This is a genomic window from Geothrix sp. 21YS21S-2 (genome assembly GCF_030846775.1).
Lineage (GTDB): Bacteria > Acidobacteriota > Holophagae > Holophagales > Holophagaceae > Mesoterricola.
In genome coordinates this window covers 3,087,444-3,110,950 of the sequence record NZ_CP132910.1, presented here as the reverse complement: position 1 = coordinate 3,110,950, position 23,507 = coordinate 3,087,444, and the positions used below count along the sequence as shown (strand labels likewise).

Annotated in this window: 17 protein-coding genes; 9 read left to right on the top strand and 8 right to left on the bottom strand. The window is 66.7% G+C overall.

What is annotated here, in order from left to right:
- Positions 1-74: 74 nt before the first annotated feature.
- Complete coding sequence (locus RAH40_RS13630; RefSeq protein ID WP_306598096.1) at positions 75-1,262, top strand: type II secretion system F family protein; 1,188 nt, start codon at positions 75-77, stop codon at positions 1,260-1,262.
- 15 nt (positions 1,263-1,277) lie between these two features.
- Here the strand turns inward: RAH40_RS13630 and RAH40_RS13625 are convergent, their stop codons facing one another.
- The 3 genes from RAH40_RS13625 to RAH40_RS13615 all read right to left on the bottom strand — a co-directional run bounded on the left by RAH40_RS13625 (position 1,278) and on the right by RAH40_RS13615 (position 5,192).
- Entirely contained in the window at positions 1,278-3,128 is a 1,851-nt protein-coding gene (locus RAH40_RS13625) for an LTA synthase family protein (RefSeq protein WP_306598095.1), read from the bottom strand.
- A gap of 166 nt (positions 3,129-3,294) precedes the next feature.
- A complete protein-coding gene (locus RAH40_RS13620) occupies positions 3,295-4,446 on the bottom strand; it encodes a murein hydrolase activator EnvC (RefSeq protein WP_306598094.1) in 1,152 nt (383 codons plus the stop codon).
- Complete coding sequence (locus RAH40_RS13615) at positions 4,443-5,192, bottom strand: hypothetical protein (RefSeq protein ID WP_306598093.1); 750 nt, start codon at positions 5,190-5,192, stop codon at positions 4,443-4,445. Before RAH40_RS13615 ends, RAH40_RS13620 begins: the two co-directional genes overlap by 4 nt.
- A gap of 113 nt (positions 5,193-5,305) precedes the next feature.
- Here RAH40_RS13615 and RAH40_RS13610 point away from each other — a divergent pair, with 113 nt between their 5' ends.
- From RAH40_RS13610 to mutL, 8 genes are all read left to right on the top strand, one after another.
- The gene (locus RAH40_RS13610) at positions 5,306-6,676 is read left to right on the top strand and encodes a M20/M25/M40 family metallo-hydrolase (RefSeq protein ID WP_306598092.1); all 1,371 of its coding nucleotides are present in this window, start codon (positions 5,306-5,308) and stop codon (positions 6,674-6,676) included.
- A gap of 51 nt (positions 6,677-6,727) precedes the next feature.
- On the top strand, positions 6,728-7,381 hold the full coding sequence (locus RAH40_RS13605) for an HAD family hydrolase (RefSeq protein WP_306598091.1): 654 nt from the start codon (positions 6,728-6,730) through the stop codon (positions 7,379-7,381).
- The gene (gene moaC, locus RAH40_RS13600) at positions 7,378-7,875 is read left to right on the top strand and encodes a cyclic pyranopterin monophosphate synthase MoaC (RefSeq protein WP_306598090.1); all 498 of its coding nucleotides are present in this window, start codon (positions 7,378-7,380) and stop codon (positions 7,873-7,875) included. Before RAH40_RS13605 ends, moaC begins: the two co-directional genes overlap by 4 nt.
- A 225-nt stretch (positions 7,876-8,100) precedes the next feature.
- Complete coding sequence (locus RAH40_RS13595) at positions 8,101-9,066, top strand: M23 family metallopeptidase (protein ID WP_306598089.1); 966 nt, start codon at positions 8,101-8,103, stop codon at positions 9,064-9,066.
- 103 nt (positions 9,067-9,169) lie between these two features.
- Positions 9,170-11,134, top strand: a complete 1,965-nt coding sequence (locus tag RAH40_RS13590; RefSeq protein ID WP_306598088.1) for a hypothetical protein — start codon at positions 9,170-9,172, stop codon at positions 11,132-11,134.
- Positions 11,134-11,946 carry a purine-nucleoside phosphorylase gene (locus RAH40_RS13585; protein ID WP_306598087.1) on the top strand — a complete coding sequence of 271 codons (813 nt, stop codon included), beginning with the start codon at positions 11,134-11,136 and terminating at the stop codon, positions 11,944-11,946. Before RAH40_RS13590 ends, RAH40_RS13585 begins: the two co-directional genes overlap by 1 nt.
- 15 nt (positions 11,947-11,961) lie before the next feature.
- Positions 11,962-13,239, top strand: a complete 1,278-nt coding sequence (locus RAH40_RS13580) for a glycosyltransferase (protein ID WP_306598086.1) — start codon at positions 11,962-11,964, stop codon at positions 13,237-13,239.
- A 1-nt stretch (position 13,240) separates the two neighbouring features.
- A complete protein-coding gene (gene mutL / locus RAH40_RS13575; protein WP_306598085.1) occupies positions 13,241-15,004 on the top strand; it encodes a DNA mismatch repair endonuclease MutL in 1,764 nt (587 codons plus the stop codon).
- Positions 15,005-15,374: 370 nt separating this feature from the next.
- Here the strand turns inward: mutL and RAH40_RS13570 are convergent, their stop codons facing one another.
- The 5 genes from RAH40_RS13570 to RAH40_RS13550 form a co-directional block, all read right to left on the bottom strand.
- Positions 15,375-19,652, bottom strand: coding sequence for a methyltransferase domain-containing protein (locus RAH40_RS13570; RefSeq protein WP_306598084.1), 4,278 nt, complete (start codon positions 19,650-19,652; stop codon positions 15,375-15,377).
- Between the two features lie 173 nt (positions 19,653-19,825).
- Complete coding sequence (locus RAH40_RS13565; RefSeq protein ID WP_306598083.1) at positions 19,826-20,938, bottom strand: hypothetical protein; 1,113 nt, start codon at positions 20,936-20,938, stop codon at positions 19,826-19,828.
- A 9-nt stretch (positions 20,939-20,947) separates the two neighbouring features.
- Positions 20,948-21,574 (bottom strand): FkbM family methyltransferase, encoded by a 627-nt coding sequence (locus tag RAH40_RS13560; RefSeq protein WP_306598082.1) that lies wholly within the window; start codon positions 21,572-21,574, stop codon positions 20,948-20,950.
- A 539-nt stretch (positions 21,575-22,113) separates the two neighbouring features.
- On the bottom strand, positions 22,114-23,076 hold the full coding sequence (locus tag RAH40_RS13555) for a sigma 54-interacting transcriptional regulator (protein ID WP_306598081.1): 963 nt from the start codon (positions 23,074-23,076) through the stop codon (positions 22,114-22,116).
- Positions 23,077-23,094: 18 nt separating this feature from the next.
- Positions 23,095-23,490, bottom strand: coding sequence for a hypothetical protein (locus RAH40_RS13550; protein WP_306598080.1), 396 nt, complete (start codon positions 23,488-23,490; stop codon positions 23,095-23,097).
- Positions 23,491-23,507: the final 17 nt, after the last annotated feature.

The following is a 23,507-nucleotide window of genomic DNA, read 5'->3' as shown; positions in this document are numbered from 1 at the left end:
CCGTAATGAACGTACAGCCAGTGTAGCGGTTCCGGCCGCGGCCCATTAGCGGCTATCCTTTCTCAGAGCTGCCCATGCGATTCACCGTGAAGTTCACAACATCCGCCGGCGAGATCCTCGTGAGGGACTTCGAGGGCGGCGACGCCGCCGAGGTGAAGGCCAAGGTCATGGCCGAGGGGAACTTCCCCATGGACGTGCGCCGCACCATGGGCGCCTTCCAGAGCCAGAAGACCCTCAAGGCCGAGACCCTGATCCTCTTCAACCAGGAGCTGCTGGCCCTGCTCAAGGCCGGCATCCCCCTGCTGCAGTCCCTGGAGCTGCTGGTGGGCCACGGCAAGGACGCGCTGCTGCGCAGCTCCCTGGAGCGCGTGGTGGAGCTGCTCAAGGAGGGCATGTCCTTCTCCGAGTCCATGGAGCAGGTGGGCACCTTCCCGGCGGTGTACCGCGCCAACGTGGTCGCCGGCGAGCGCAGCGGGACCCTGCCCGAGGTCATCGCGCGGTGGCTGGCCTTCCAGTCCTTCGCCCAGAACAGCCGCCGGCGCATCATGGAGGCCCTGTTCTACCCCTGCTTCCTGGTGGGCGTGCTCATCATCGCCCTGGCCGTGATCTTCAACGTGGTGCTCCCCCGGTTCGCGGAGATCTACCAGGGCAGCGGCATCGAGATGCCCCAGGCCACCCAGTGGCTCCTGGACATCGGCGAGTTCGTGCGCCGCACCATCTACTTCCAGCTGGTTCTGCTGGCCGTGCTGGCCGTCTTCATCCGCTGGATGTTCACGACCCCGGCCGGCAGGCAGGTCTGGGAGCGGATCCTCCTGTCCCTGCCCAAGCTCGGCACGCTCTACCGCATGTACCACTCCTCCGTCTTCACGCGCACCCTGGGCGTGCTCCTCTCGGGCGGCATGCCCGCGCTGCAGGCCCTGGAAGTGATCCAGCGCACCACCCCCAGCGAGCGCATGAAAAAGCGCCTGCGCAACGTCACCGAGCTGGTGCGGGCCGGTTCGTCCCTGCACACCGCCCTGGAGCAGTCGCAGCTCCTGGACCCCCTGGCCGTGGAGATGACCCGGGTGGGCGAGCAGTCCTCGGCCCTGCCGGAGATGCTCAACCACGTGTCGGACTTCTTCGACCAGGAAGTGGAGAAGGCCACAACGGCCGTGACGGCGCTCATCGGGCCGATCCTCATCCTCTTCATGGGCGTGACGGTGCTGGGGCTGCTGCTGGCGGTGTACATCCCGCTCTTCAACGCCGGGAGCACGGTCCACTAGCCGGGCGGGAAACCCCTAATCCCGCGCCTTGGCCTCCAGGGCCACCGGGTCGCCGTGGAAGTAGTTGCCGCGGATGATCAGGTCCGCCACCTCCAGGCCCTCCCTGCAGTGCGCGGCCTCCTTCGGGGACGCCGAGCCGCGCAGGGTGCCGTCGGCCAGCACGATCTGGCCGCGGGCGGTGTTCAGGAGGTTCCGGCCCATCATGCGGCCGCCCCATTCCCCGGGGTCGACGCCCAGCAGGTCCAGGAGGGTGGGCATGATGTCGACCTGGCCGCCCGGGATGTCGAGCTCCTTCGGCTCAAGACCCTTGGCGGCGATGATGAAGGGGATGCGGTGGTCCCGGGCGCCCCACCAGGGCTGGGCCAGGGGCGACCGGAGCAGCTCCTTTTCATAGTACCTGTGCACGCCCTGGTGGTCGCCGGTGACCACCACCACCGTGCGGTCCAGGAGCCCGCTTTCCTCCAGGCGCTTCAGGAAGATGCCCAGGTGCTTGTCGGTGTAGTGGATGCTCTGGAGGTAGCCCCCCATGGGGCCCTGGTCCAGCGCGGGGTCCAGGGGGAGTTCCCGCAGGTAGTCCGGGAGATTGAAGGGCTCGTGACTGGAGAGCGTGACCAGGAAGGCGTAGAAGGGCTCCTTCAGGCCGCGGACGAGGGGCGTGGCCTGGGCCAGGAAGGAGGCGTCGGCCAGGCCCATGCCGAAGGACTCGCTGCAGTCGAAGGAGCCGGAATCGAGGATCCGCTCGAACCCGAGGTTCACGTGGCCCTGCCGGACGTTCCAGAAGGACCCGGGGTCCGGGTGGATGGAGAGGGTGGCGTAGCCCCGCGCGGCCAGCAGCCGGGGCAGGGAGGGCAGGCTCGCCAGGGGGTAGGAGGCGAAGGTGGCCTCCCGGCGCACGGGGTACACGGAGGCGTTGGTCATGAGGTCGGCGTCCGAGCTCATGCCCAGGTTCACCTGCTCGTGGAACCGGGTGAAGGAGAGCCCCCGGCGCCGCAGGGCGTCCAGGGTGGGGGTCACGGGCACGCCGCCCGCGGTCTGGCCCAGGACGAAGGACTCGAGGGATTCCACCTGGATGAGGAGCAGGTTCCGCCCCTTGAGGCTCCCCCGGAGCGGTCCCGGAGACCTGCCCTCGCGGTTCCCCCGGAGCCAGCCTCCGATGCGGTCGCGCTCCGTGCGGGACAGGTCCAGGAAGGCACTCCCCTTTTCCAGGTAGGCCACGAGGTCCAGGGCGTGGTACCCCAGGGGCGTGACGAGGACCGCGAGGTCCACGGGCTTGGCCAGGGTCAGGGGCTCCCTGGCGCTTCCGGAGCCCAGGACGCCCCCGCCCAGCACCGGCACCAGCAGGAAGAGGCCGCCGAAGGTTCCGGACTGGAGGGCCAGGCGCCCGAAGCGCCCCGGGCCCCAGGCCGGGATCTGGCGGCGCAGGAGGTAGAGGAGGGCCAGGTCCGCCAGGAGGAGCAGGTCCCACCCCTGGATGAAGGGCGTGATGTGGTCCAGGGGCAGGGAGATGCCCCCCGCCGCCGAGAGGATGCCCAGGGAGGGGAAGGCCCGGAAGGCCCGGTAGTACCAGAGGTCCGCCAGCAGGAGCGACGTGAGGAGGACGCTCAGCGCGCAGAAGGCCGCGGTGCGCCGCCGCTGCGGGAAGGCGTTGAGCAGGGACAGCAGGAGGAGGATGACCAGGGAGTAGTAGGCGGGGCGGAGGAGGGACCGGAAGATCTCGCGGTTCAGGATGCCCAGCGAGAAGTCCAGGTGGTCCACGCTGAAGATCGCGGAGTAGAACACCAGGAACTTCAGCCACACCAAGCCGAAGAGGACGAGTTCGGGCCGGGTGGGGCGGAGCGCCCCCAGGGCCGATCGCAGTGCGGACATGACGCCTCCGGCCCGGGCAGGGCGGTGCCAGGGGCGGCCCAGGACCGCCCCCCGGCAGGACATTGATTAATAATTAAAATTGAACCCAACAATCCAGGCCAGTTCCCGGTTGTGGGTTCAATAATTAATAATCAATTAATATCCGTCCGCAACCCCAATCCCGGTCCTACCGGTAGTGCTGCTTCAGCCACTTGTTGGGATCCTGGGGCTGGGTGAGATGCCGGACCTCGAAGCCCAGCCGGGGCCCGTCCACGGTGACGCCCACGGTGCCCAGGGCCTCCCCCTGCTTGAGGATCTGGCCCTTGGCGGCCGAGATGCCGCGCAGATGGGTGTATAGCGTGAAGAAGCCGCCGCCGTGGTCGAGGATCACCATCGGCCCGAAGCTCTGGTAGATGTCGGCGTAGACCACCTTCCCGTCGGCCACGGCGTTGACCTGGGCGCCGGCCGTGGCCGAGATGAGGAGCCCGCTCTGCATGGTCCGGGTGTGGAACTTGGGGTGCAGGTGCTCGCCGAAGCCCTGGGCCAGGGTGCCGGGGGTGGGCTGGGGCAGGTCCCCCCGCAGGCCCGCGAAGGCCACGGGGCTCTCGAAGGCGTCGGCCCGGGGCTTGCCCAGGAGCTGGGTGAGCATGCGCTCGAGCTGAAGGGCCTCCTCGGCGAGCTCGGCCTGGACTTCCTTCTGGCGCGATTCGTCCATGCGCAGGCCGTCCAGGAAGGAACCCAGGCGCTCCTCGTTGAGGGTGAGGCTGGCCTGGAAGCGCACCGCCTCCTCCTCCTCCCGGGTGAGCCGCTTCATGGCCTCCTGGATCTCGCCCTCCCGGCGGGCCAGGTCGGTCTGGAGGTGCTGGATGCGGTCCAGGCGGATGCGCTCCTGGTTGCGCAGGTAGGCGAGGTAGCGTCCCTGCACGATGTACTGCTCGAAGGTGGCGAAGCTGGCGAACAGGCCCAGGTCCCCCAGGGGGCCCAGCGCCTGCATCCACCGCACCTCCTTGCGCAGCTCGTTGCGCCGCTGGCGGATCTCCAGGCTGATCTCCTCCTTCTTGCGGCTGATGGACTGGACCTCCATCTGCGCCTGGTCGCGCTTGAGCCGGGCCTGCTCGGCCTGGGCCCGCACGCGGTCGGCCTGCAGGGAGATGGCCTGCAGCTCCACCAGGACGCCCTTCCGGCGCTTCTTGAGGGCTGCGATCTGCTGGTCCGCCGCCGTGAGCGCGGCCTGGATCTGGGTGAGCCGGCCCTTGACCTGGTTGAGGTCCTGGGGGGGCGGCAGGGGCTCCTGGGCCGCCAGCGCGGCGCCGAGGACGAGGGCGAGGGTCCGTCTCAAGCCTTGCTCCGCTTGGGGGCCTTGCCCGGCAGGAGGAGCAGGAGGGCCGCGAGGAGGATGGGCAGGCCCAGGGTCAGCGGCAGGGCCTTCCAGGCGAAGGGGTCGGAGGGGAGCTGGGTGCTGGGCAGGGCCCGGCCCAGGAAGGCCATGGTCTTCACGGCCGCCTTGGGGACGTCCAGGTCCCCCAGGAATTCCCCGCCCCAGGCCATGACGCGCCCCACCTCCTGGAGCCCGAAGGCGAGGATCACCGCCAGGCCGCGGTTGGACTTGAGGAGGCACCCCAGGGCGGCCGACCAGAGCAGAAGCTCCAGGCCCAGGAGCACGGCGTTGGTGTCGGCCAGGAGGATGCGGGGGGCCAGGGGGTTGCCCAGGAGCCTATAGCTGGCGGCCAGGATCGGAAGGATGGCGATCTGGCTCAGGACGAGCCCGTGGGCGAAGGCCAGGGGCGCGCCCAGGGCCAGTCCCTTGAACCGCTCGGGCCGGGAGCCCGAGGCCAGCCACTCCCCCAGGGGGAAGATGCCGCCCAGCAGGATCACCGCCGGCACCACGGCGAACAGGAAGCGCCCCAGGATGTCGGCCGCCCAGGCCTTGGGATCGTCGATGAAGCCCAGGGGGATGCCCGAGCCGAAGACCATCAGCTGGCCGTCGCCGTTGATGCCCTGGATGCCGCCCAGCACGAGGCCGGTCAGGAGCAGGCAGATGCTGGTCCACACGATGCGCAATCTGGAGCTTCCGAAACGGTCCATGCCTTCTCCTGGTTGTTCCCGAGGATTGTACTGCGCCCGCGGCCCGCATGAGGATTCCCCTTTCCGGGTTCCCGCCCTGGGGCTATGGTAGAGGCCCCTCCCCAGGAGACGCCATGAACGCCGATGCCCTCACCCGTGAAGCCCTTGCAGCCTTCGCCCAGTCCAAGCGCCAGGCCTTCGAAGCCGAACTCCGCACGCTCGTCGAGATCCCCTCCGTCTCCAGCGACCCGGACCGGGCCGGCGACATCCGCCGCTGCGCCGAGGCGGCCGTGGACCTCTTCCGCCGCCACGGCGGGGAGGCCACCCTCCTCGAGACCGAAGGCAACCCCCTGGTCCTGGGCCGCTACGACCTGGACCCGGCCCTGCCCACGCTCACCGTTTACAACCATATGGATGTCCAGCCCGCCAACGAGCCCGAGTGGACCACCGAGCCCTTCCGGATGGAGATCCAGGGCGACACCTACAAGGGCCGGGGCACCACCGACGACAAGGGGCCGGCCCTGTCGGCCTTCTTCGGGGCCATGGCCGCCCGGGAGGCCGGGGTCCCCCTGAACGTCCACTTCCTCTGGGAGCTGGAGGAGGAGATCGGGTCCCCCAGCTTCCGGGGCGGCCTGGAGAAGCACAAGCACCTCCTGGGCACCCAGGCCATCGTGGTGAGCGACACCGTGTGGATCACCCGGGGCAAGCCCAGCACCCCCGCCGGCCTCCGGGGCCTGAAGGGCTTCCGGCTCACCCTGGAGACCGCCAGCCACGACCTGCATTCCGGGGTGGTGGGCGGCGCGGCCCGCAATCCCCTGGCCGAGCTCATGAGCGTCGTGGCCGCCATGGTGGACGGCCACACCGGGAAGGTGAAGATCCCCCACTTCTACAGGAAGGTGGCCAAGCCCTCCAGGAAGGAGCTGAAGGAGTGGGCCCACTCCGGCTTCTCCGTGGAGACCTTCAAGGCCGACCACGAGATCCACGGCCTGCGCACCGAGAACCCCCTGAAGGTCATGAAGCGCATCTGGGGCCGGCCCACCATGGAGGTCCACGGCGTGGTGGGGGGCTACACCGGCCCCGGCATCAAGTCCGCCGTCCCCCCCCGGGCCGAGGTCAAGATGAGCTGCCGGCTGGTGCCCGACATGGACGAGGCCTCCACCTTCGACCTCATCCGGAAGTTCCTGGCCATGCACTACCCCGACGTGCAGGTCCACGAGGAGCACGGCCTGGCCCCCTTCAAGGGCCACGTGTCCGGCCCCTACGCCGAGGCCGTGAAGGACGCCTACGCCTTCGCCTTCGGCGCCCCCTGCTGCTTCACCCGGGAGGGCGGCTCCATCGGGGCCGTCAAGACCATGGAGGACGTCCTGGGGTGCGAGGTCTACTTCCTCGGCCTGAGCCTGCCGTCGCACGGCTACCACGCCCCCAACGAGAACTACGACTGGGAGCAGGCCTCGGGGGGGATCGCCGCGTTCGCGCGGTACTTCCAGGTGGTCAGCGGATTCTGAAGGCCGCCCGGCCCGGCCCCATGGGAGAATCGGACCCATGGAGGTTTTTGCGTGAAGCTCGTCATCTGGGATTTCGACGGAACCCTGGCCGACACCCGGCCCATCATCGAGGCGGGCATGGACCACGCCCTCAAGGCGATGGGGCTGCCGGGGACCGTCCGGGAGGAGTGGCTCAAGTACGTCGGACTGCCCCTGGAGGAGGGGATCACCCGCACCTTCGGCCCCCTGGGCCGGGCCATGGAGGAGGTCCTCCCCATCTACCGGTCCTACAACTACACCGCCAACGAGCACCTGATCCGTGGCTTCGAGGGCATTTCCGAGCTCCTGGCGGAGCTTCACCGCCGGGACGTCCGGCAGGCCATCGCCTCCAGCAAGCGCACCGCGCCCCTGGTGCGGCAGGTGGAGGCCCTGGGATGGACCCGCTTCTTCGAGGCGGTGGTGACCCCCGACGACGTGGCCGACGCCAAGCCGGCCCCGGAGAGCATCCACCTTATCCTGGGGCGCCTGGGGGTTGCCCCGGAGGATGCGGTGATGGTGGGGGACACCCCCTTCGACCTGGACATGGCCCGGGAGGCCGGGATCCGGAGCGTGGCCGTGGGCCACGGCTTCTACGGGGAGGAGGCCCTGGCGGCCTCGGGGCCCATGGCCTACGCCCCCGACACGGCGGCCCTCCGGGACATCCTTCTGGCATGGAGCGCGTCATGAGCCTGACCCACCTGGACCCCGAAGGACGCCCCGTGATGGTGGACGTGTCGGCCAAGGCCGCCACCCGGCGCCGCGCCGTGGCCGCGGGCTACCTGGCCCTGAGCCCGGAGTGCGCCCGCGCCCTGGAGGAAGGCGGCGGCCCCAAGGGGGACCCCTGGACCGTGGCCCGCATCGGGGCCGTCGGCGGGGCCAAGCGCACCGGGGACCTCATCCCCCTCGCGCACCCCCTGGTCCTGGACGCCGTGACCGTGGCCCAGCACTGGGACCCGGAGCTCCGCCGGGCCTGGCTGCGGGTGGAGGTGGCCCTGGAGGGGCGCACGGGGGTGGAGATGGAGGCGCTCACCGGGGTCAGCCTGGGGCTCCTGGTGCTCTACGACATGCTCAAGGCCGTGAACCACCGCATGGAGGTGGGCCCGGTGCGCCTCCTCCTGAAGGAGGGGGGACGGCGGGGCCGGATCCTGGAGAGCTGGCCGGATTGTCCTTGGCAAGAATAATGCCGCCATTTTCCAGCCGCTGCCCGGCTGCCATTGATCACCCTGAAAACAAAGGGTGATGCGCTATTTCCTTGATTCCATTCGGCGCAAACGGAATGCATTTTCGTTTGCGTTGGGGAAATGTGCTGGCTAGGATCAGAGTTCCGATTGTCCACCATGGGGTGATCCCCAGGAGGGTTGCTAGCGTCCCACCACCTGATTCCCGTTCCCGCATGAGGAGAACCCATGCGCAATGCCATTATTGCACTCGCACTCGCCATCTCCGGAATGACCGGGAGCCTTCAGGCTTCCAGGACCGTGACCTCCAGCCTCCACAAGGTCAGGAGGGGGGAGACCGCCGCGCGCATCGCGCGCGACAACGGCCTTTCCCTGGCCCAGCTTGAAGCCATCAACCCCGGCCTGGACCTGGGCCACCTGCTGGTGGGTTCCACGGTCAAGGTGAAGGGCAAGCCCGCCCTGGCCTCCCACCGGAAGCCGGGCGCGCCCGTGCCCTCCCTGCCGGCCACCCCCGCCCCCGGGCCCACCAGCTTCACCCACCTGGAGCGGATCCTCCCCGCCTCGGCGCGGGATCTCTCCGCCATGGCCCCCGTTGGGGAGGACCGTCCGGCCCTTGCGGGCATCAAGGCCGTCCTGCCTCCCGTGGACCCCGCCGATGCGGTGGTGGCCCCCGCCCTGGCCTTCACGCCGGCCGATCCGGGCCGCCTGGACCTGCTCTGGCCCGTGGAGACCCGCACGGTCAGCTCCGCCTGGGGCCCCCGCATGCGCTCCAGGACCATCAAGGTGAAGGCCTCCAAGCGCCGGGTGAAGTACCGGGGCAGCCACAAGGGCGTCGACCTCACCGCCCCCACGGGCACCGACGTCTTCGCCGCCCTGGACGGCCAGGTGGTCACCGTGGGCTCCATGAAGCGGGGCTACGGCAATTTCGTGATCCTCGACCACGGCAACGGCGTCGTGACCGTCTACGGCCACCACCGGAAGAACTTCGTCCGCGAAGGCGAGATCGTCCACCGGGGCCAGAAGATCGCCGAAGTGGGCCGCACCGGCAACGCCACCGGCCCCCACCTCCACTTCGAGCTGCGGGTGGACGGGACCGTGAAGAACCCCCTGCCGTTCCTGAACGACGTGGAGGAGATCCCCGCCGACCAGATCGCCGAGAACCAGGCCGCGGTGGCTCCCAAGACCCGGCATTGATTTTTACAGAACCTCTCGTCCGTTCGCAGCATCCCTGCCTGGAACGAGCATGTTTGGGTTTGGCATGTTAGGCTTGGCCTTTGCGCGGTTGTACGAGGTGATCATGGTTGTACGTCATTACGGGTTGCGCGCGTGCGCAGCCATGCTGCTCGCCGCTCTCGTGCTTGGCGCCGGCCTCGGGTGCGCCAAGAAGTCCCTGGCCGAGAAGGCCGCGGAATCCACCACGTACAAGATCTCGGGCACCGTGACCTACACCCGGGTGCCCATGCACTACGACGCCAACGGCGTCCCCACCGGCCTGGAGACCGATCCCGCGCTCTTCAAGACCGTTCCGGCCCGGGGCCTGAAGGTCCGGGTCTTCCAGGTGCGCCCGGAGACCCTGCCGGACTACACCGTCAAGAACGTATGGACCCTGGTCTCCCAGGCCACCACGTCCAGCACCGGCCTCTACACCGCCAGCCTCGGCGTCCAGAAGAACTACCTCACCTTCGTGGAAGTGGAAGGGCAGATGACCCAGCCCACCACCCCCGCCTCCCTCGTGACCCTCGGCGCCGACCCCGACGGCGTCTACAGCACGAAGCAGATCATCGACCGCCCCGTGTACGTGATCCGGAAGTCGATTGACGGCAGCACTTCAACCACGAATGCCACCCCGGCCGCCGTCGGCACCGCCGACGTGGTCGTGAACTTCGACATCGGGCTGAACGACCCGTGGATGGTGGTCCTGCCCAACTGGTGGGTGCCCTACGAGAGCAGCTTCCCCTTCCCCGAGACCGTGGCCGCCGGCAGCCGGATCCCGGCCATCCTGGACACCTTCTACGAATTCAACAACAACATCGGCAACGCCGTGCCCAGCAGCTCCGAGACGGAGCTGGCCATGCACTACCGCCCCGGCCTGTCCACCCGGCGGGGCACCTTCGTCGAGTGGCGCCCCACGCTCCTCCCCAAGTCCTATAACGGGTCCACATATCTGTACATGGGCTCCATCTGCGGCGGCGGCACCATCGACGGCGTCCCCCAGCCGGACGACGCCTTCGATCCGGCCACCCTCTACGCGCTCATGGGCCGCAACGCCATCCTGGGCCAGGGCAAGACGAACATCCTCCCCACCGGCGTCCCCGCCACCAGCCTGGCGCCGGACCTGGCCCTGGTCGAAGGCTTCGGCGACGCCATCGCCGTCACCCTGCTGGAGCACCCCTACCTGCCCTCCGCCACCGGGAGCAACCGCTACCAGACCGTGCGGGACATCCGCGACCTCAGCAAGCTGAACGCCTCCCAGATCGGCCCCTTCTCCGCCCCGGCCATCACGGCCCTCACCTGGGAACTGGCCCTCATCAACGGCGGCATCACGTCCCCGGGGTCCGTGGCCAACTGGTCCAACATGACCGCCCTCAATTTCACGCGCATGTATTCCGGCAACAACCCCACCATGACCTCGGGGACGAAGACCGTCTCCACGGACGTGACCAGCCTGTACACCCAGCTGGCCCGGTTGCAGGAGGACCGGACCGCCTCCGACAACTCCGACCTGAAGACCTTCTTCGGGGACGCGGTGCTCACCCCCTTGTGCGCGAAGTTCAACATCCCCTGGTCAACCGCCGCCAACGCCATCCTGCCCAAGTACACCGTCAACTGGGGCTCCGATCCCGATTCCCTGGTCACGCCCCTGCCCAGCTTCACGCTGTCCATGTCCTCCGCCGCCAAGATCAAGCGCTACTTCCTGGACACCGGCAACGTGGAGCAGGCCGAGGACTATTACCCCAACAACTCCCGGGGCGAGGTGCTCTACGCCATGAGCGCCTGGAGCCTGGACCGCGCCTACTCCTTCAGGGTCACCACGGTGCCCGCTCTGCCGGCCGGCGCTTCCATCGAGGTGGTGATCGACGGCGACATCGCCAACGCCTATCTCTTCCCTTCCGGCGCCGCCACGGCCTACCCCCTCGCCATCAAGGGCAACCCGGCCGACCTGACCACCCCCAACTGGCACCGGTTCAGGATCCGCCTGCTCAGCCCCACGACCCTGGTGTCCGACACCCAGGTCACCATCCATCTGGACAAGGTAAATTGATGAACATCCAGCCCGCACTCGAAATCCTCCGGGCCCGTGCCCCGTTCGTGCCGGACCTGGCCCTCGTGCTGGGCTCGGGACTCGGAGCCCTGGCCGGTTGCGTCGAGGCCAAGGCAGGCGTGTCCATCCCTTTCACCGACCTGGGCTTTCCCGTGCAGACCGTGCAGGGCCACCAGGGCAAGCTCATCTTCTGCGAGCTGGAAGGCCGGAAGGTCGTGCTTCAGGCCGGCCGCTTCCATTTCTATGAAGGCAACCCCATGTCGCTGGTCACGGCCCCCATGCGCATGCACGCGCGGCTCGGGGTGAAGGCCGTGGTTCACACCAACGCCGCCGGAGCCGTGAACGCGGGCTTCAAGGTGGGCCAGCTCATGGTCATCAACGACCATATCAACCTCATGGGCACCAACCCGCTCATCGGCCCCAACCAGGAACCCGGCCCCCGCTTCCCGGACATGACCGGCGCCTACGACCCCGCCCTCTCCGCGCAGATCCTGGCGGCCGCCAAGGCGCTGGGCCAGGACGTGCAGCAGGGCGTCTACCTCGCCGTCACCGGCCCCAGCTTCGAGACCCCCGCCGAGATCCGCGCCTTCCGCACCCTGGGCGCCGACGCCGTGGGCATGAGCACCGTGCCCGAAGTGATCGTGGCCCGCCACGAGGGCATGAAGGCCGCGGGCATCTCCTGCCTGTGCAACATGGCCGCGGGCATGCTCCCCCAGCCCCTCACGCACGCCGAGGTCCTGGAGGCCGGCGCCGCCGCGGCCGCAAGCTTCGAGAAGCTCGTGCGGACCTTCCTGCGGGATCTTGCAATATAGGCTTATCCTTACCGGATGAAGCTGTCGCTTTCGATGATCGTGAAGGACGAGGAGGCCCACCTGGGCCACTGCCTGGACTCCGTCCGGGGCCTCGTGGACGAGATCGTCGTGGTGGACACCGGCTCCACCGACGGCACCGTGGCCCTGGCCCGGGCCAGGGGCGCCGCGGTGCACCCGTTCCCCTGGAACGGCGACTTCTCCGCGGCCCGCAACGCCAGCCTGGCCCACGCCACGGGCGACTGGGTGCTGGTGCTGGACGCCGACGAGGCCGTGGATCCCAGGGACCACGCCGCCCTGCGCGCGGCCTGCGGGGGCGCCGACGCCTACCGGGTGCTCATCCGCAGCTACCTGCCCGACGCCGCCTACACGATGATGGACACCCAGGCCCGGCCCAACCCCGGCGGGTATGCCGAGGGGGCTTCCTGGCCGGCCTGCGGCGACACCCGGGCCGTTCGGCTCTTCAGGCGCCTTCCGGGCGTGGCCTTCCGGGGCCGCATCCACGAGAGCGTTGAGGCCTCCTTCCCGGGTCCCCTCCCGGACCTGGACACGGTGATCCACCACTACGGCTTCACCCTCGCCGACCGCGTGGAGGCCAAGAAGCCCGTGTACCTGGACCTGGCCCTGAAGGACGCCCAGGACCGCCCGGAGGACCTCCTGAGCCTCTTCAACGTGGTGATCCAGGCCGCCGCCGCCGAGGACTGGGAGCTGGCCGTCCGCACCGCCGAACGCTATCGCGCCCTGTCGCCGGAGGTCCCCCCGACCCTGCGCCTCACCCACGGCACCGCGCTCCAGCGCAGCGGGCGCCACGAGGAGGCCCTGCGGGTCTTCGCCGAGCTTCCCGGCAGCATCCCCGCCGCCGTGGGCCGGGGGGTCTCCCTGGAGCGCCTGGGGCGCCGCGAGGAGGCCCGGGCCCTCCTGGAGGCCTGCATCCGGGAGTCCCCCGGCTACACCACGGCGTACCTGGACCTGGCCGACCTCCACGCGAGGGCCGGCGCCCAGGACGCGGCCCGGACCGTCCTGCTGGCCGGCCTGGAGGCCGCGCCATCGGACGCCTCCCTGTGGGGCCGCCTCGTGCGCCTGGGCGTGGAGGAGGGCCTGCTGGAGCAGGCCGTCCGGGACGCCTGGGTAGCCATCCAGCACTGCCCCCAGGGGGGCGACGGCAGCTGGCACAAGCTCGTGGGCATCTTCCTCCTGCGCCAGGGCGCCGCGGCCGAGGGGCGCCAGGTCATCACCCTGGGCCTGGCGGCCTTCCCCGGCCACCCCGATCTCACCCGACTCCTGGAGCTCTGCTGACATGCCCCGCATCCGCGTCCTTCCCGACCAGGTGGCCAACCAGATCGCCGCGGGCGAAGTGGTGGAGCGTCCCGCCTCCGTGCTCAAGGAACTGGTGGAGAACGCCCTGGACGCCGGCGCCACCCGCCTGGAGGTGCGCTGGGAGGAGGGCGGCAAGCGCATGCTGGACGTGGCCGACGACGGCTGCGGCATGGCCCGGGACGACCTGTACATGGCCCTGGAGCGCCACGCCACCAGCAAGGTGCGCACGGCCGACGACCTGGGCCACCTGGCCTCCTTCGGTTTCCGGGGCGAGGCGCTGCCCTCCATCGCCTCCGTGAGCCGCTTCGACATGGCCTCGGCCGAGCAGGACGGCGCCGGCCACCGCCTGCGGTGCGAGTTCGGCGTCATCAAGGAGGTGCAGCCCTTCAGCCGGTCCCGGGGCACCACGATCACCGTGCGGGACCTCTTCGCCCAGCTCCCGGCCCGCAAGCGCTTCCTCAAGGCCACCGAGACCGAGCACGCCCACCTGTGGGGCGTGGTGACCCGCATGGCCCTGGCCACGCCCGCCATCCACTGGGTGCTGGAATCCGACCGCAGCGGCCGCCTCGCCCTCCCCGCCGTCCCGGTAGCCGGCGCCCGCCTGGGGCCCCTCCTGGGCGACAAGCTCACCGCCCTGGTCCCCTTCCGGGACGGCACGGCCCCCTGGACCCTCCACGGCTACGTGTCCCCCCCCGAGCTCAGCTTCCGGGACCGCAACCACCTCTACCTCTTCGTCAACGGCCGCGCCGTGCGGGACCGCCTGCTGCTGGCGGCCCTGGCCTCGGCCTGGGAGGGATTTTTCCCCAAGGGCTCCTATCCCGCCGCCGTGGTCTTCCTGGACGTGCCCGCCGACGCGGTGGACGTGAACGTCCACCCCACCAAGGCCGAAGTGCGGTTCCGGGAGCCCCAGCGCATCTTCCCCTGGGTGGGCCGGGCCCTTCGCGAGGCCTGGAGCGAACTGCGCGGCGGCCTGGCCTCCGTGCTGGACCTCCCCCCCCGCCCCCTGGAACCGGAACTGGACCGCCCCCTGGCCCCCGTGGCCGCCGAACACCCCCACCTGTGGTCCGCCGCGGGCTCGGCCGGCACCGGCACCTACCAGGCCCTGGAAGCGGCCTTCCCCCGCCGGGAGGAACCCGCCCGTGTGGCGGAACCCCTCCATGGGCCCGCCGTGCGCTACCTGGGTTCCTTCGATTCCACCTACCTCCTGGCCGAGGTGACCGGCGGCGCCGAACCCGAACTGTGGCTGGTGGACCAGCACGTGGCCCACGAGCGCATCCTCTACGAGCGCCACTTCCTCCGCAAACACCAGCCTGCCGTGCAACCCCTTATGCCCCCCCGGGTGGTGCGCGTGGGCCCCGAGGCCATGTCTCGCCTGACCCCCTTTCTGGACGCCTTCACCGAAGCCGGCATGGAGGTGGAGCCCTTCGCCGAGGACGCCGTGGTGGTCCGCGGCCTGCCGGACTTCCTCATGGACCGGGACCCCGAGGCCCTGCTGGCCGACCTGCTCCAGCGCCTGGAGGAGCTGGGCCGGGTGGACCTGGACCACTTCCGCCGGGAGCTCAACGCCGAGCTCAGCTGCCGCAGCGCCATCAAGAAGCACCACCACCTCCCGGCCGACCTTGCCCAGCGCCTCATCGAGGACCTCATGGCCTGCGAGGTGCCGCACACGTGCCCCCATGGGCGGCCGGTGATCAAGAAACTGACGCGGACGGAGCTGGAGCGGAGCTTCGGGCGGCGGGCTTAGATCATGTGGCTATTGCGCTTGTCAAAACCTCCTCATCCGGGCCAACGCACCTAGGCTGACTGAGGGGAAACGAGGCCTGAGCAAGGCTCCTGTGCAACGGCTGCATTGGCATTTTCGGCCTTTGGCTGGTGGAGACGCTGCTTGCGACCCGGAACGTCCGTTTCCTTGGCTTTCAGATTCAGGTGTTTATTGGGGATCGGCGGTCTTTGGCCGGCGGTTCCTCCAAACTGCCGGAGACACTTCCCGGTGCACCTCCTGGCGAGAACCGTGAAGGTCTTCCAGGGGCCTGGCACCAACGTCACCCTTGGGCACCACGGAGCCCCACCATTGTCGAAATTGTTGAATCCGGACGGGCTTTTGGCAAGGAGAGCTACCACATAACCCCGATGCCCAAGGCTTTTTCATGTTCGGTGGAGGCAGGGGTGCGAAATTCTGCCTGATCTCCGGGATGGCTGAAATAGCGGCCCACGATAACAGGCAAGCGAAGAACTCGCTTACCTTTGGACAGGAGGCGTTGCCACCAAAGTGAATCACCGATGATGTTAATGGTGCTTCCATCATTGAAGGCGAAGGGATAGCGACCCAATTCGCCGTGCAGGGCCGTGCGCCATCCGGTGGCAGGACCGAGCGTCGCGCGTTCTCCGGTGCCACTCCCCAGTCTTACGCACTCCCCTTGGCTAGGGGGCCAGACGGGATTGAAGGGCAGTTCTTTCGCAAGGATGCTCGGTGTGACGGCATCCGTTTCCGCCTGTGAGAAGCAAACGCGCCAATCGCCTGCCACCAGGTCCGCCCCCCCCTCCAAGGTTTTCAGAAACAATTCCACCGCATCCGGGTTCAGCCGGTCGTCCAGGTTCAGGTTGATGACAAAGGGGGTCTTTACTTGGCTGAGGGCCAGGTTCCAGGCTTCATAGATTCTGAGAGGCTCCCGGGAAACGAGGGCTGTTCCCCTCAACCAATTGGGGACGGTATCCCCGGCGTCGAAGACATAGATCCGGTCCACCGCTACGGACTGGGCATCCAGGCAGGACTGGTGCCCCTGCAGACGTTCCAGGCGGTCGGGGTCCTTGTGCCAAACGGCGCAAAGGACGGTGGCCCGCGCCAGCGATGGCTTCTGGCCGCTTTCGTGGCCAAAGTCCCATCCGAGGGCATCGGCCCGTTCCAGTGAGTCTTCCCGCTCGGCCTGGGCGGCTCCGTCTCCATCGAGGAACTCGGCTTTTAAGGCCCAGAGGAAACCCGCCCTGGGTGCCAACTCAAGCCAAAGCTCAAGTGTGGACGTCAAGCGGGCAGCATCCATGGAGAGCAGGGAACGGACTTGATCATGAAAGATATTGGCGGCGAACGTCCGGGCCCCGGCCGCAGCGAGGGCCGTCAGGCCCTGACTGACCGCGATCTGGTGTGCAGGGCGAAGGTGCTTCCGCGCCTCCATAAGGTCCTTATCCTCTTGCCATCGCTCTTCATGGCTCTTCTTGACTTCGTCCCCTTCCTGATTGTGGTGGACACGCGCATCCCATACGGGCAGAATCTGCCAGCCCGCAGCATGGATTCGGTAACAGAGATCCCAGTCCGCGCCATAGAAATGGTAGCCCGGGAAGAATCCCCCCACGGCCTCCCATGCGGTTTTGCGCACGATCCCGAAGTTGATCATCAACCAGCCGTCGGACCCCATGGGAGCCCACCAATCGGGGTACCCCTGCCAGCCGGGGTTGTGTTCCATCAGCGAAAGGCCACCAACCTTGATGCCTGCCAGCTCTCCATAGGCAAGCAGCCGCGGCAAGGAATCGGGTTCGAACAAAAGGTCATCGCTGCCATACATCACCCACTTGCCCCTGGCCTTTGCGAAGCCTGCGTTCATGAGGAGGGACCAGCTGAACTTGCCGTCTGTGCCCAGGTAGTCCTCATCCGCCAGAACAATCCTGGCTCCCATCTTCTGGAATACCTCCCGGCTGCTTTGGTCGCCGCTGGGGCAGATCCCTATTACTTCCCAAGGGATGGTGCCCAATGACGCGTGTGCGCTCGCGAGCATGGCCTCGAGGCGCTTTGGCCGCCCGATGGACGGAACCACCAGCGAAAGAACCGGTGCAGGGCCCTGGGGCGCGGCCACGGTAACCGTTTCCAGCCCCACCCTGGCGAGATCCAGGTTTGGTTTTAAATCAATTGCGTTTGGGCCATTCCACGTTTGTTCCCAGCCATCCTGGGCCACCAGGAGAGGGACCTCGGATCTGCCTTCCATGGCCGTTCTGACTGCCCTCGTGAGGACTTCAGGAGAAAGGTCCTTGACGCAATACGGGCGTTCATATGGACAGTTCCAATCGCACAAATAGCAGGACAGAGGCAGGACCGAACACGTCGTCAGAGGGGAATACGGCATGAACCGGCCGAAGTGCCCCCCGCCAAGTACCACCACATTCGGGAGGCCAACCGCGCAGGCCATATGGGCCAGGCCGGTTTCTGCGCCAACCGCGAGGGCACATCTTTTCATCAATGCGGCGCATTGGCGAAGTGTCAGGCGCCCGCACAAATTCACCCCAGCCGTCGGGAACAGGTCGAGGTGCCGTTGATTGATCCCCTGTTCTGCCTCGACACCAAGGGCGACAACAGCAAGCTCAGGGTGGTCCTTCAGGACGGGGGCCAGGGCCAGGCCATAGCCTTCGTAGATCCGTGATTCCCATTGGGCCCCCGCAAAGAGTGCCACCAGCTTCCTGTCCTGAAGCTTCTCCTCCCCTAAAATGGCTTCGACCGCCTGGACGTCCTCTGGAGTGAACCAGACCTCTGGTTGCAGATCCTTAGGTTCGATGCCCAGGTATTGGAGGAAGGATTTATGTCGATCCAGTTCCAAGGCCCAGTCCTCCTGCGCAGGAACGAGATCCGTATACAACGCGTCCAAAGCCGGCCGTTCCCTGGGATTGCGGTTATGGTCGTCCCCGAAGTGGCCCACCCGGCGCAAGGCCCCGCACATCCCGGTGAGGACGTCCGCCAGCGGCTCCCTTGAGTAGACACTATGCAGGCAGAGATCGAAGTGCCTGTGGGTCAGGTCCCGGATCAGGTCCTGGAGGTAGGGGCCTCCACCCAGAGCCAGTTGCTTGTCGACCGGGTAGACTTCATCAGCAAATGGGCATGCCTCGTACAGCTCGGCTACTCGTGGCTGGCAGAGCACGGTAATCCGGGCATCTGGGAAATGGCCACTTACGCCTTCCAGCATGGAGGCGGCAAGAAGGTTGTCTCCAACGGCATCCAGTCGGACCCAAAGGATGTTTTCCACGTGGGGCTTGGCCGGTACTCTGCCCGGATCGAATTTCGCCACGCAGAACCCGAATTTTTCCCGCGATAGGTAGGTCAGGTCAAACCGGGGATCCTCGAGGATGCACTGGAGGCTTCGCCGGTGCTTGACGTGGAACACGTCGTCAAGGGCGATCGTGCAAGGGCCTTCAAGGAGTTCCAGGAGATACTGGAATTCCACGAAGCCCATATGGCCTCCGCTGTCAAGGAGCACGAGGTCAGGCCGATATCCGAACGCTTTCAGGCATTGGCGGAGAAGATCATCGGGGACCTCGGAAAAATCTGTTTCCTGGGCGTACAGCCTAGACCGCTCGTTTTCCTGGTGGTCCACATAGACATCCTTGAAGGCCATGTTCCTCACCATGGCCTCCTCGATTTCCGCCAGCCCCGGCAATCGGGTTCTTGGCACGGAAAGGCCAAGAAGGGGTTCCACCATTGCCAATAGGCCATCTCTTCCAAGGTTCTCCTTAGCCTGCAGATGGTTGGAGGGGTTCACTTCAAGGCTGAAGAACCTGGGGGAATCGATCTTGTAGTCGCGCAATAGGATGGCCAAGGTACGGGTCGTACCGGTGCCCAGGTAAGTGCCCGTTTCAAGCACCTTGGCCGGCCGGTTGTTGCGGAAGACCCGGTCCATGGCGGTGGAGAAATCGGAATTGCCCTCAACCACGGTCAGGTCCTTATCCCCAGCCCCCTCGCCGGCAATTCGCACGCCCGCTGAGGCCTTGACCTTACGGCCCAAAATGAGTGCGTCGTACGGGAACGGCGCCCAAAGGAGCTCCTGGACTTCAAGGCCCGCTGCCTCGAAGAGGCGAACCAAAGCCTTGCCTGAGAACAAGTTCAAGTGGGCCGGGCTCTCGAATGGGTACCAGTCCGCACCCTCTCCGTCAAAGATGGGTGTCTGCAGCAGGAGCCTGCCCTTCTCCTCCAGCAGCCCAGCAATACCGCGCAGGAACCCGAGTGGGTCCGGCACGTGTTCGAGCACATCGAACGCTACGACCGCATCAAACCGGGGCTCAGGGATGGCGACGGCAGGGAATAGACCCGGGTAGACCTCTGCGAGACCGAATTCCCTCCTTGCGAATGCGCAAGTGGCTTCGTCCACCTCCACGCCGACAGCACGCTTCGTGCCGCGATCCAGGCAATACCGGAGAAAGCCGCCGTGACCACATCCGATTTCGAGGAGCCGATCAGGAACGCCATTGCGCCGGGTGAGCCGCTCGAACCATTCCGGAATCCGGTCATTGAAGTCATGCAAGGCTCTTTCCGCGATCAGGCCAGGCGTCTCCGGGTGGTCCGCGCCTTCGCCGTTCCAGTAGGGGCCGAATGCATACAGGGCTTTCAGTGCTTGTTCGCCATAGCCCGTCCATTTCACCTGGGTTCCACAGGACGTACAACTGCCATACCCAGGGTGGACTCCATCTACCAGTTTGCCCCCGCACCAGCATGTCTCGAAGTCACGGATCTCAGCGTCGGGCATGGAAAGCTCCAGGGGTTAGATAGCGTGGGTGCATACAAAGTGCCTACCGAGCAAGCTTTGCGCCAAGTTCATTCGGCCAGGACCGTCGAGAGGGCTGCTCGAAGGGATTTCCGGTGCATTTCGAGGGTGTGGCCGGAATTCACAAAGTCTATTGCTTGCAAGGTCCGGGCAAGCCGCTCCTCCACGGGGAGGACTTCGCACGATTCGATCGCTTGGGCTACCAGGGCTTCGCTGCAGCCCGCAATGGGAATGCCAAAGGTACCGAGCTCGACGCTTGCCTCCAGAGTTGCCACGGGGAGAAGTCCACCGTTTCCGACAGCAGAGAGCAGGCTTACCCCCCCACCCTCGGAGCAGGAAGGAAGAACCGCAAAGCCGCATTGTTCCGCGATCCGCAGGAACTCAGGACTTCCAATCCGGACCATTCCGATCATATGGATATTCCTCGACGCTGCCAGACGGGATTGAAACACCCGTCCAAAGGCCCCTTCCCCTTCAAGAGGACCGCAAACATAAAGTTCAAGCCATGGGCGGGCGAGAAAGACCTCCAGGAGGAGGTCGAGACCCTTGTGAATGAGGCCGGCACTGCCGAACCAAAGAAATCCCCGGCCGGCCTTCCTGGGGTCCTTCCGCTGGGCGAGGGCCGCCCCGTCCACGAGGTGATGGAAAAATGCCCGGATGATGAAAATCTCGCTGGAGGTCCGGCCATGATAAGTCGCGGCAGTGGCCTCATTGCCGAGGACCAGCACTGCATCGCAAAGGGAGGCGATGGAGGTGAAATCCTCCGACGCAAACCGACCGGACTCCAGGAGGCAGGGGCCATACCTCTCCCTGAAGGCCTTGACCCGGTCCAGAGTGCGGAGATTCTGGACCTGGTTGTGGATGCCGGGGGAGTAAAGAAGGACCCGTCTGGGGCGCCGGCCACCCGAATGGCACTCGACCAGGGCCCGCCCGAGGCCCAGGATGACGTCATATTCGCCATACCCTCGGGGGGGTTCAGCCCAATGGTCGATGGCATCAACCGAATAGCCCGATTCGTGCAGGGCCAATCCTTGTTCAAATGCCTCATGGGTGTTTGTGTGGAAAAAATTCATGGACTCCCTGTCCACAAGACCTTCTACCGCGCCACATAGGAGGGCCTTTTTCTTGCGCCGTGTGCCGAAGGCATCTTCCAGGATTGGCATTGGGCTTCCTCATGCACGGTTGTGGGCCAGGAGCCAAATCGAATCGCATTGGGTTGTCGGCTGGTTGTACTCCCAGTAGCTGACCATCTGGAAGCCCCTTCCTTCCAGCAATGCCTTCGCTTCGCCGAAAAGTCGCTGGCCCTCCCAAACCGGCACCGTCTCGCATTCCAGATGGATGGCATGGATGCGAGTCAGTTCTGTCCCAAAACCTTCAAGGACTTCCACAGCATGGCCTTCGACATCGATCTTGCATGCTGAAATGTCTTGGATCCCATATTTATCGAGAAATGTGTCGCCCCGCATCAGTTCAACTAAAATATTCTCCGAGGGGAATCGTTCGTAGATCTCCCTTGGCATCAGAGAACTCATTCCCTGCTTATTGAGGTCAGGATCGACAATGTTGTGAAACACCTGATGCCCGTTTCGGTTTGACAAGGCCAGGTTGTAAACCTGGAAGAAGGGGAAATGGGCCTGGATCCGCGCAAAGGACTGAGGTGCCGGCTCGATGACATGGACTTGGCGAATACCAGCGGCCTTTGCGAAGGTATTGGCATCTTCGCCATCCCGGGAACCGATTTCGAGGAAATTCCTGATCCTGAGTCGGCGGGAGTGCAAGTGGCTGAAAAAATTAATCATCGGGCCTCCCCAATTTCCGCTCTACCTAGTGCCCCGCTGACCCAGGCGACTCTTCTGTCCAAACTGAAATCCGCATATCCGGTTGCCCTGTTCAGAACCTTCTTCCGTGAGGCCGCAGCCGCCCGGGCATTGGGCCCCTGCAACCAGGGCAGCCTGTTGTTCGGTCATTGGGGCCCTCCGGAAGGGTGGCGCGCCTTGGCAGGGCGGGCGAACTTATCTGCATGGAAGATCCAGGACAACCTTTGCTGAAGATCAGGATACGCCAAAGCCGGGGAGCCCCGCCAGGGTGCCCAGCCTTCCCTTCCACCGCCAGGGCTTGGGCGAGAATGGCGGATTTCTGTCGGTTCACGGGGTCCGAAGGACGATACCCAGCGTCCGCAGTCAACCGACTTAATCATTGACCCACCCGTGGTCAATACTTGTGACGCTTGACAGGGGCGCCTACCCGGCCCTTGCGAGCCCATTGAGGCCCTGCGTGGCCTACCCGGGGGGCGGTCCCGCCGCCACGTTCGGCCGGCGCACGGGGTGTCCGCCGATGGTCAGCCCTTGCGCCGTCGCTCCTGGGCCAGGTCCACCCCAAGGCGCCGGGCGGTGGCGTAGAGAGCGGTGCGGCTGAGCCCCAGGTCCCGGGCCGTTTCGGCGGCGTGGAACCCCCTGCGGCCGAGGGACTCCAGGAGGTGGCGCCGCTGGAACGCCAGGGTGGCTTCCTGCCAAGGCAGCGGGATGCCTGGTGCCTTGGCGAGCTCGGGGAAATGTTCTGACCCCAGAGGCCCCTTCCCGCACCTTAGGAGGGCGCGTTCAAGGCAGTGGAGGAGCTGGCGCACATTGCCAGGCCAGGACTGGGCGGCAAGCGCCTCGCATAGGCCGGGTTCCAAGGGCGGCCCGTTCCGGCCGAGAGCCAGCGAGATGCGTTCCACAAGGCGCGGCACTAGGTAGTGGAATTCATGGCCCCGTTCCGCCAAAGCCGGTGTAACCAGCACGGAGCCCTGGAGCCGGTGGAGGAGATCCTCCCGGTACAGCCGGGTCCGCACCATCTCCTCCAGGGGCTGATTTGTGGCAGCTACGAATCGCAGGTTCACCGGTCTCCACCGGTCACTGCCGAGGGGGCGGATCTCGCTTTCTTGCAGAACTCTTAGCAGCATCGCCTGGGTCCGGGCTGATAGGTCGGCCACTTCGTCAAGGAAGACGGTCCCCCCCGAAGCCGACACAAGGGCTCCTGGCCGGTCCCGGTCGGCGCCCGTGAAGGCCCCCCGTACATGGCCGAAGAGCTCGGATTCCAGCGCCCCTTCGGCCAGGGCCGCGCAGTTCACCGGCACCAGGGGGCCTGAACGGCCGGATCGGCGGTGCAGTTCCCGCGCGGCGAGTTCCTTGCCGCTCCCGGAGGGGCCCAGGATGAGAACGGTCAGGGAGGTCTGCGCGACGAGATCCAGCTCCCGCAGCACCGCCCCCATGGGCTCGGACCCATCGGTCAGCAGCTCGGGTTCGGGGGGCGCGTTCCTCACCCCCCCACCCTACACCCCCTACCTGGCGTCCATGTACGGCCGGCTGATGGTCTTGTCCGTGGAGATGGGCAGGGTGTAGGCGCCGTAGAGATCCAGCTTCTGGGTGTACTTGAGCTTGATGACGCAGGTGCCGGCGTTGTGGTCCCCGAGGACCGTGAAGGTGATGCAGCCCTTGGCCAGGGCCTCGGGGATCTCCAGCTCGGCGGCCTTGGCGCGCAGCTGCTGCTCCAGGGCGGCCGCGGGCATGATGCCGGCCCGGGATCCCAGGTCCTCGGCGGCATTCACCAGGCTGTTGTTGGCGTAGAGCACGGGCACGACCTTGAGGGCCACGGCGCCCACGATGATCAGCACCAGGAGGCTGACGATGCAGCCGATCTTGCCTTCGCCGCGTTCATTCCTGCGGTTTTCGGTCATGGCGTTCCTTTCGGGGG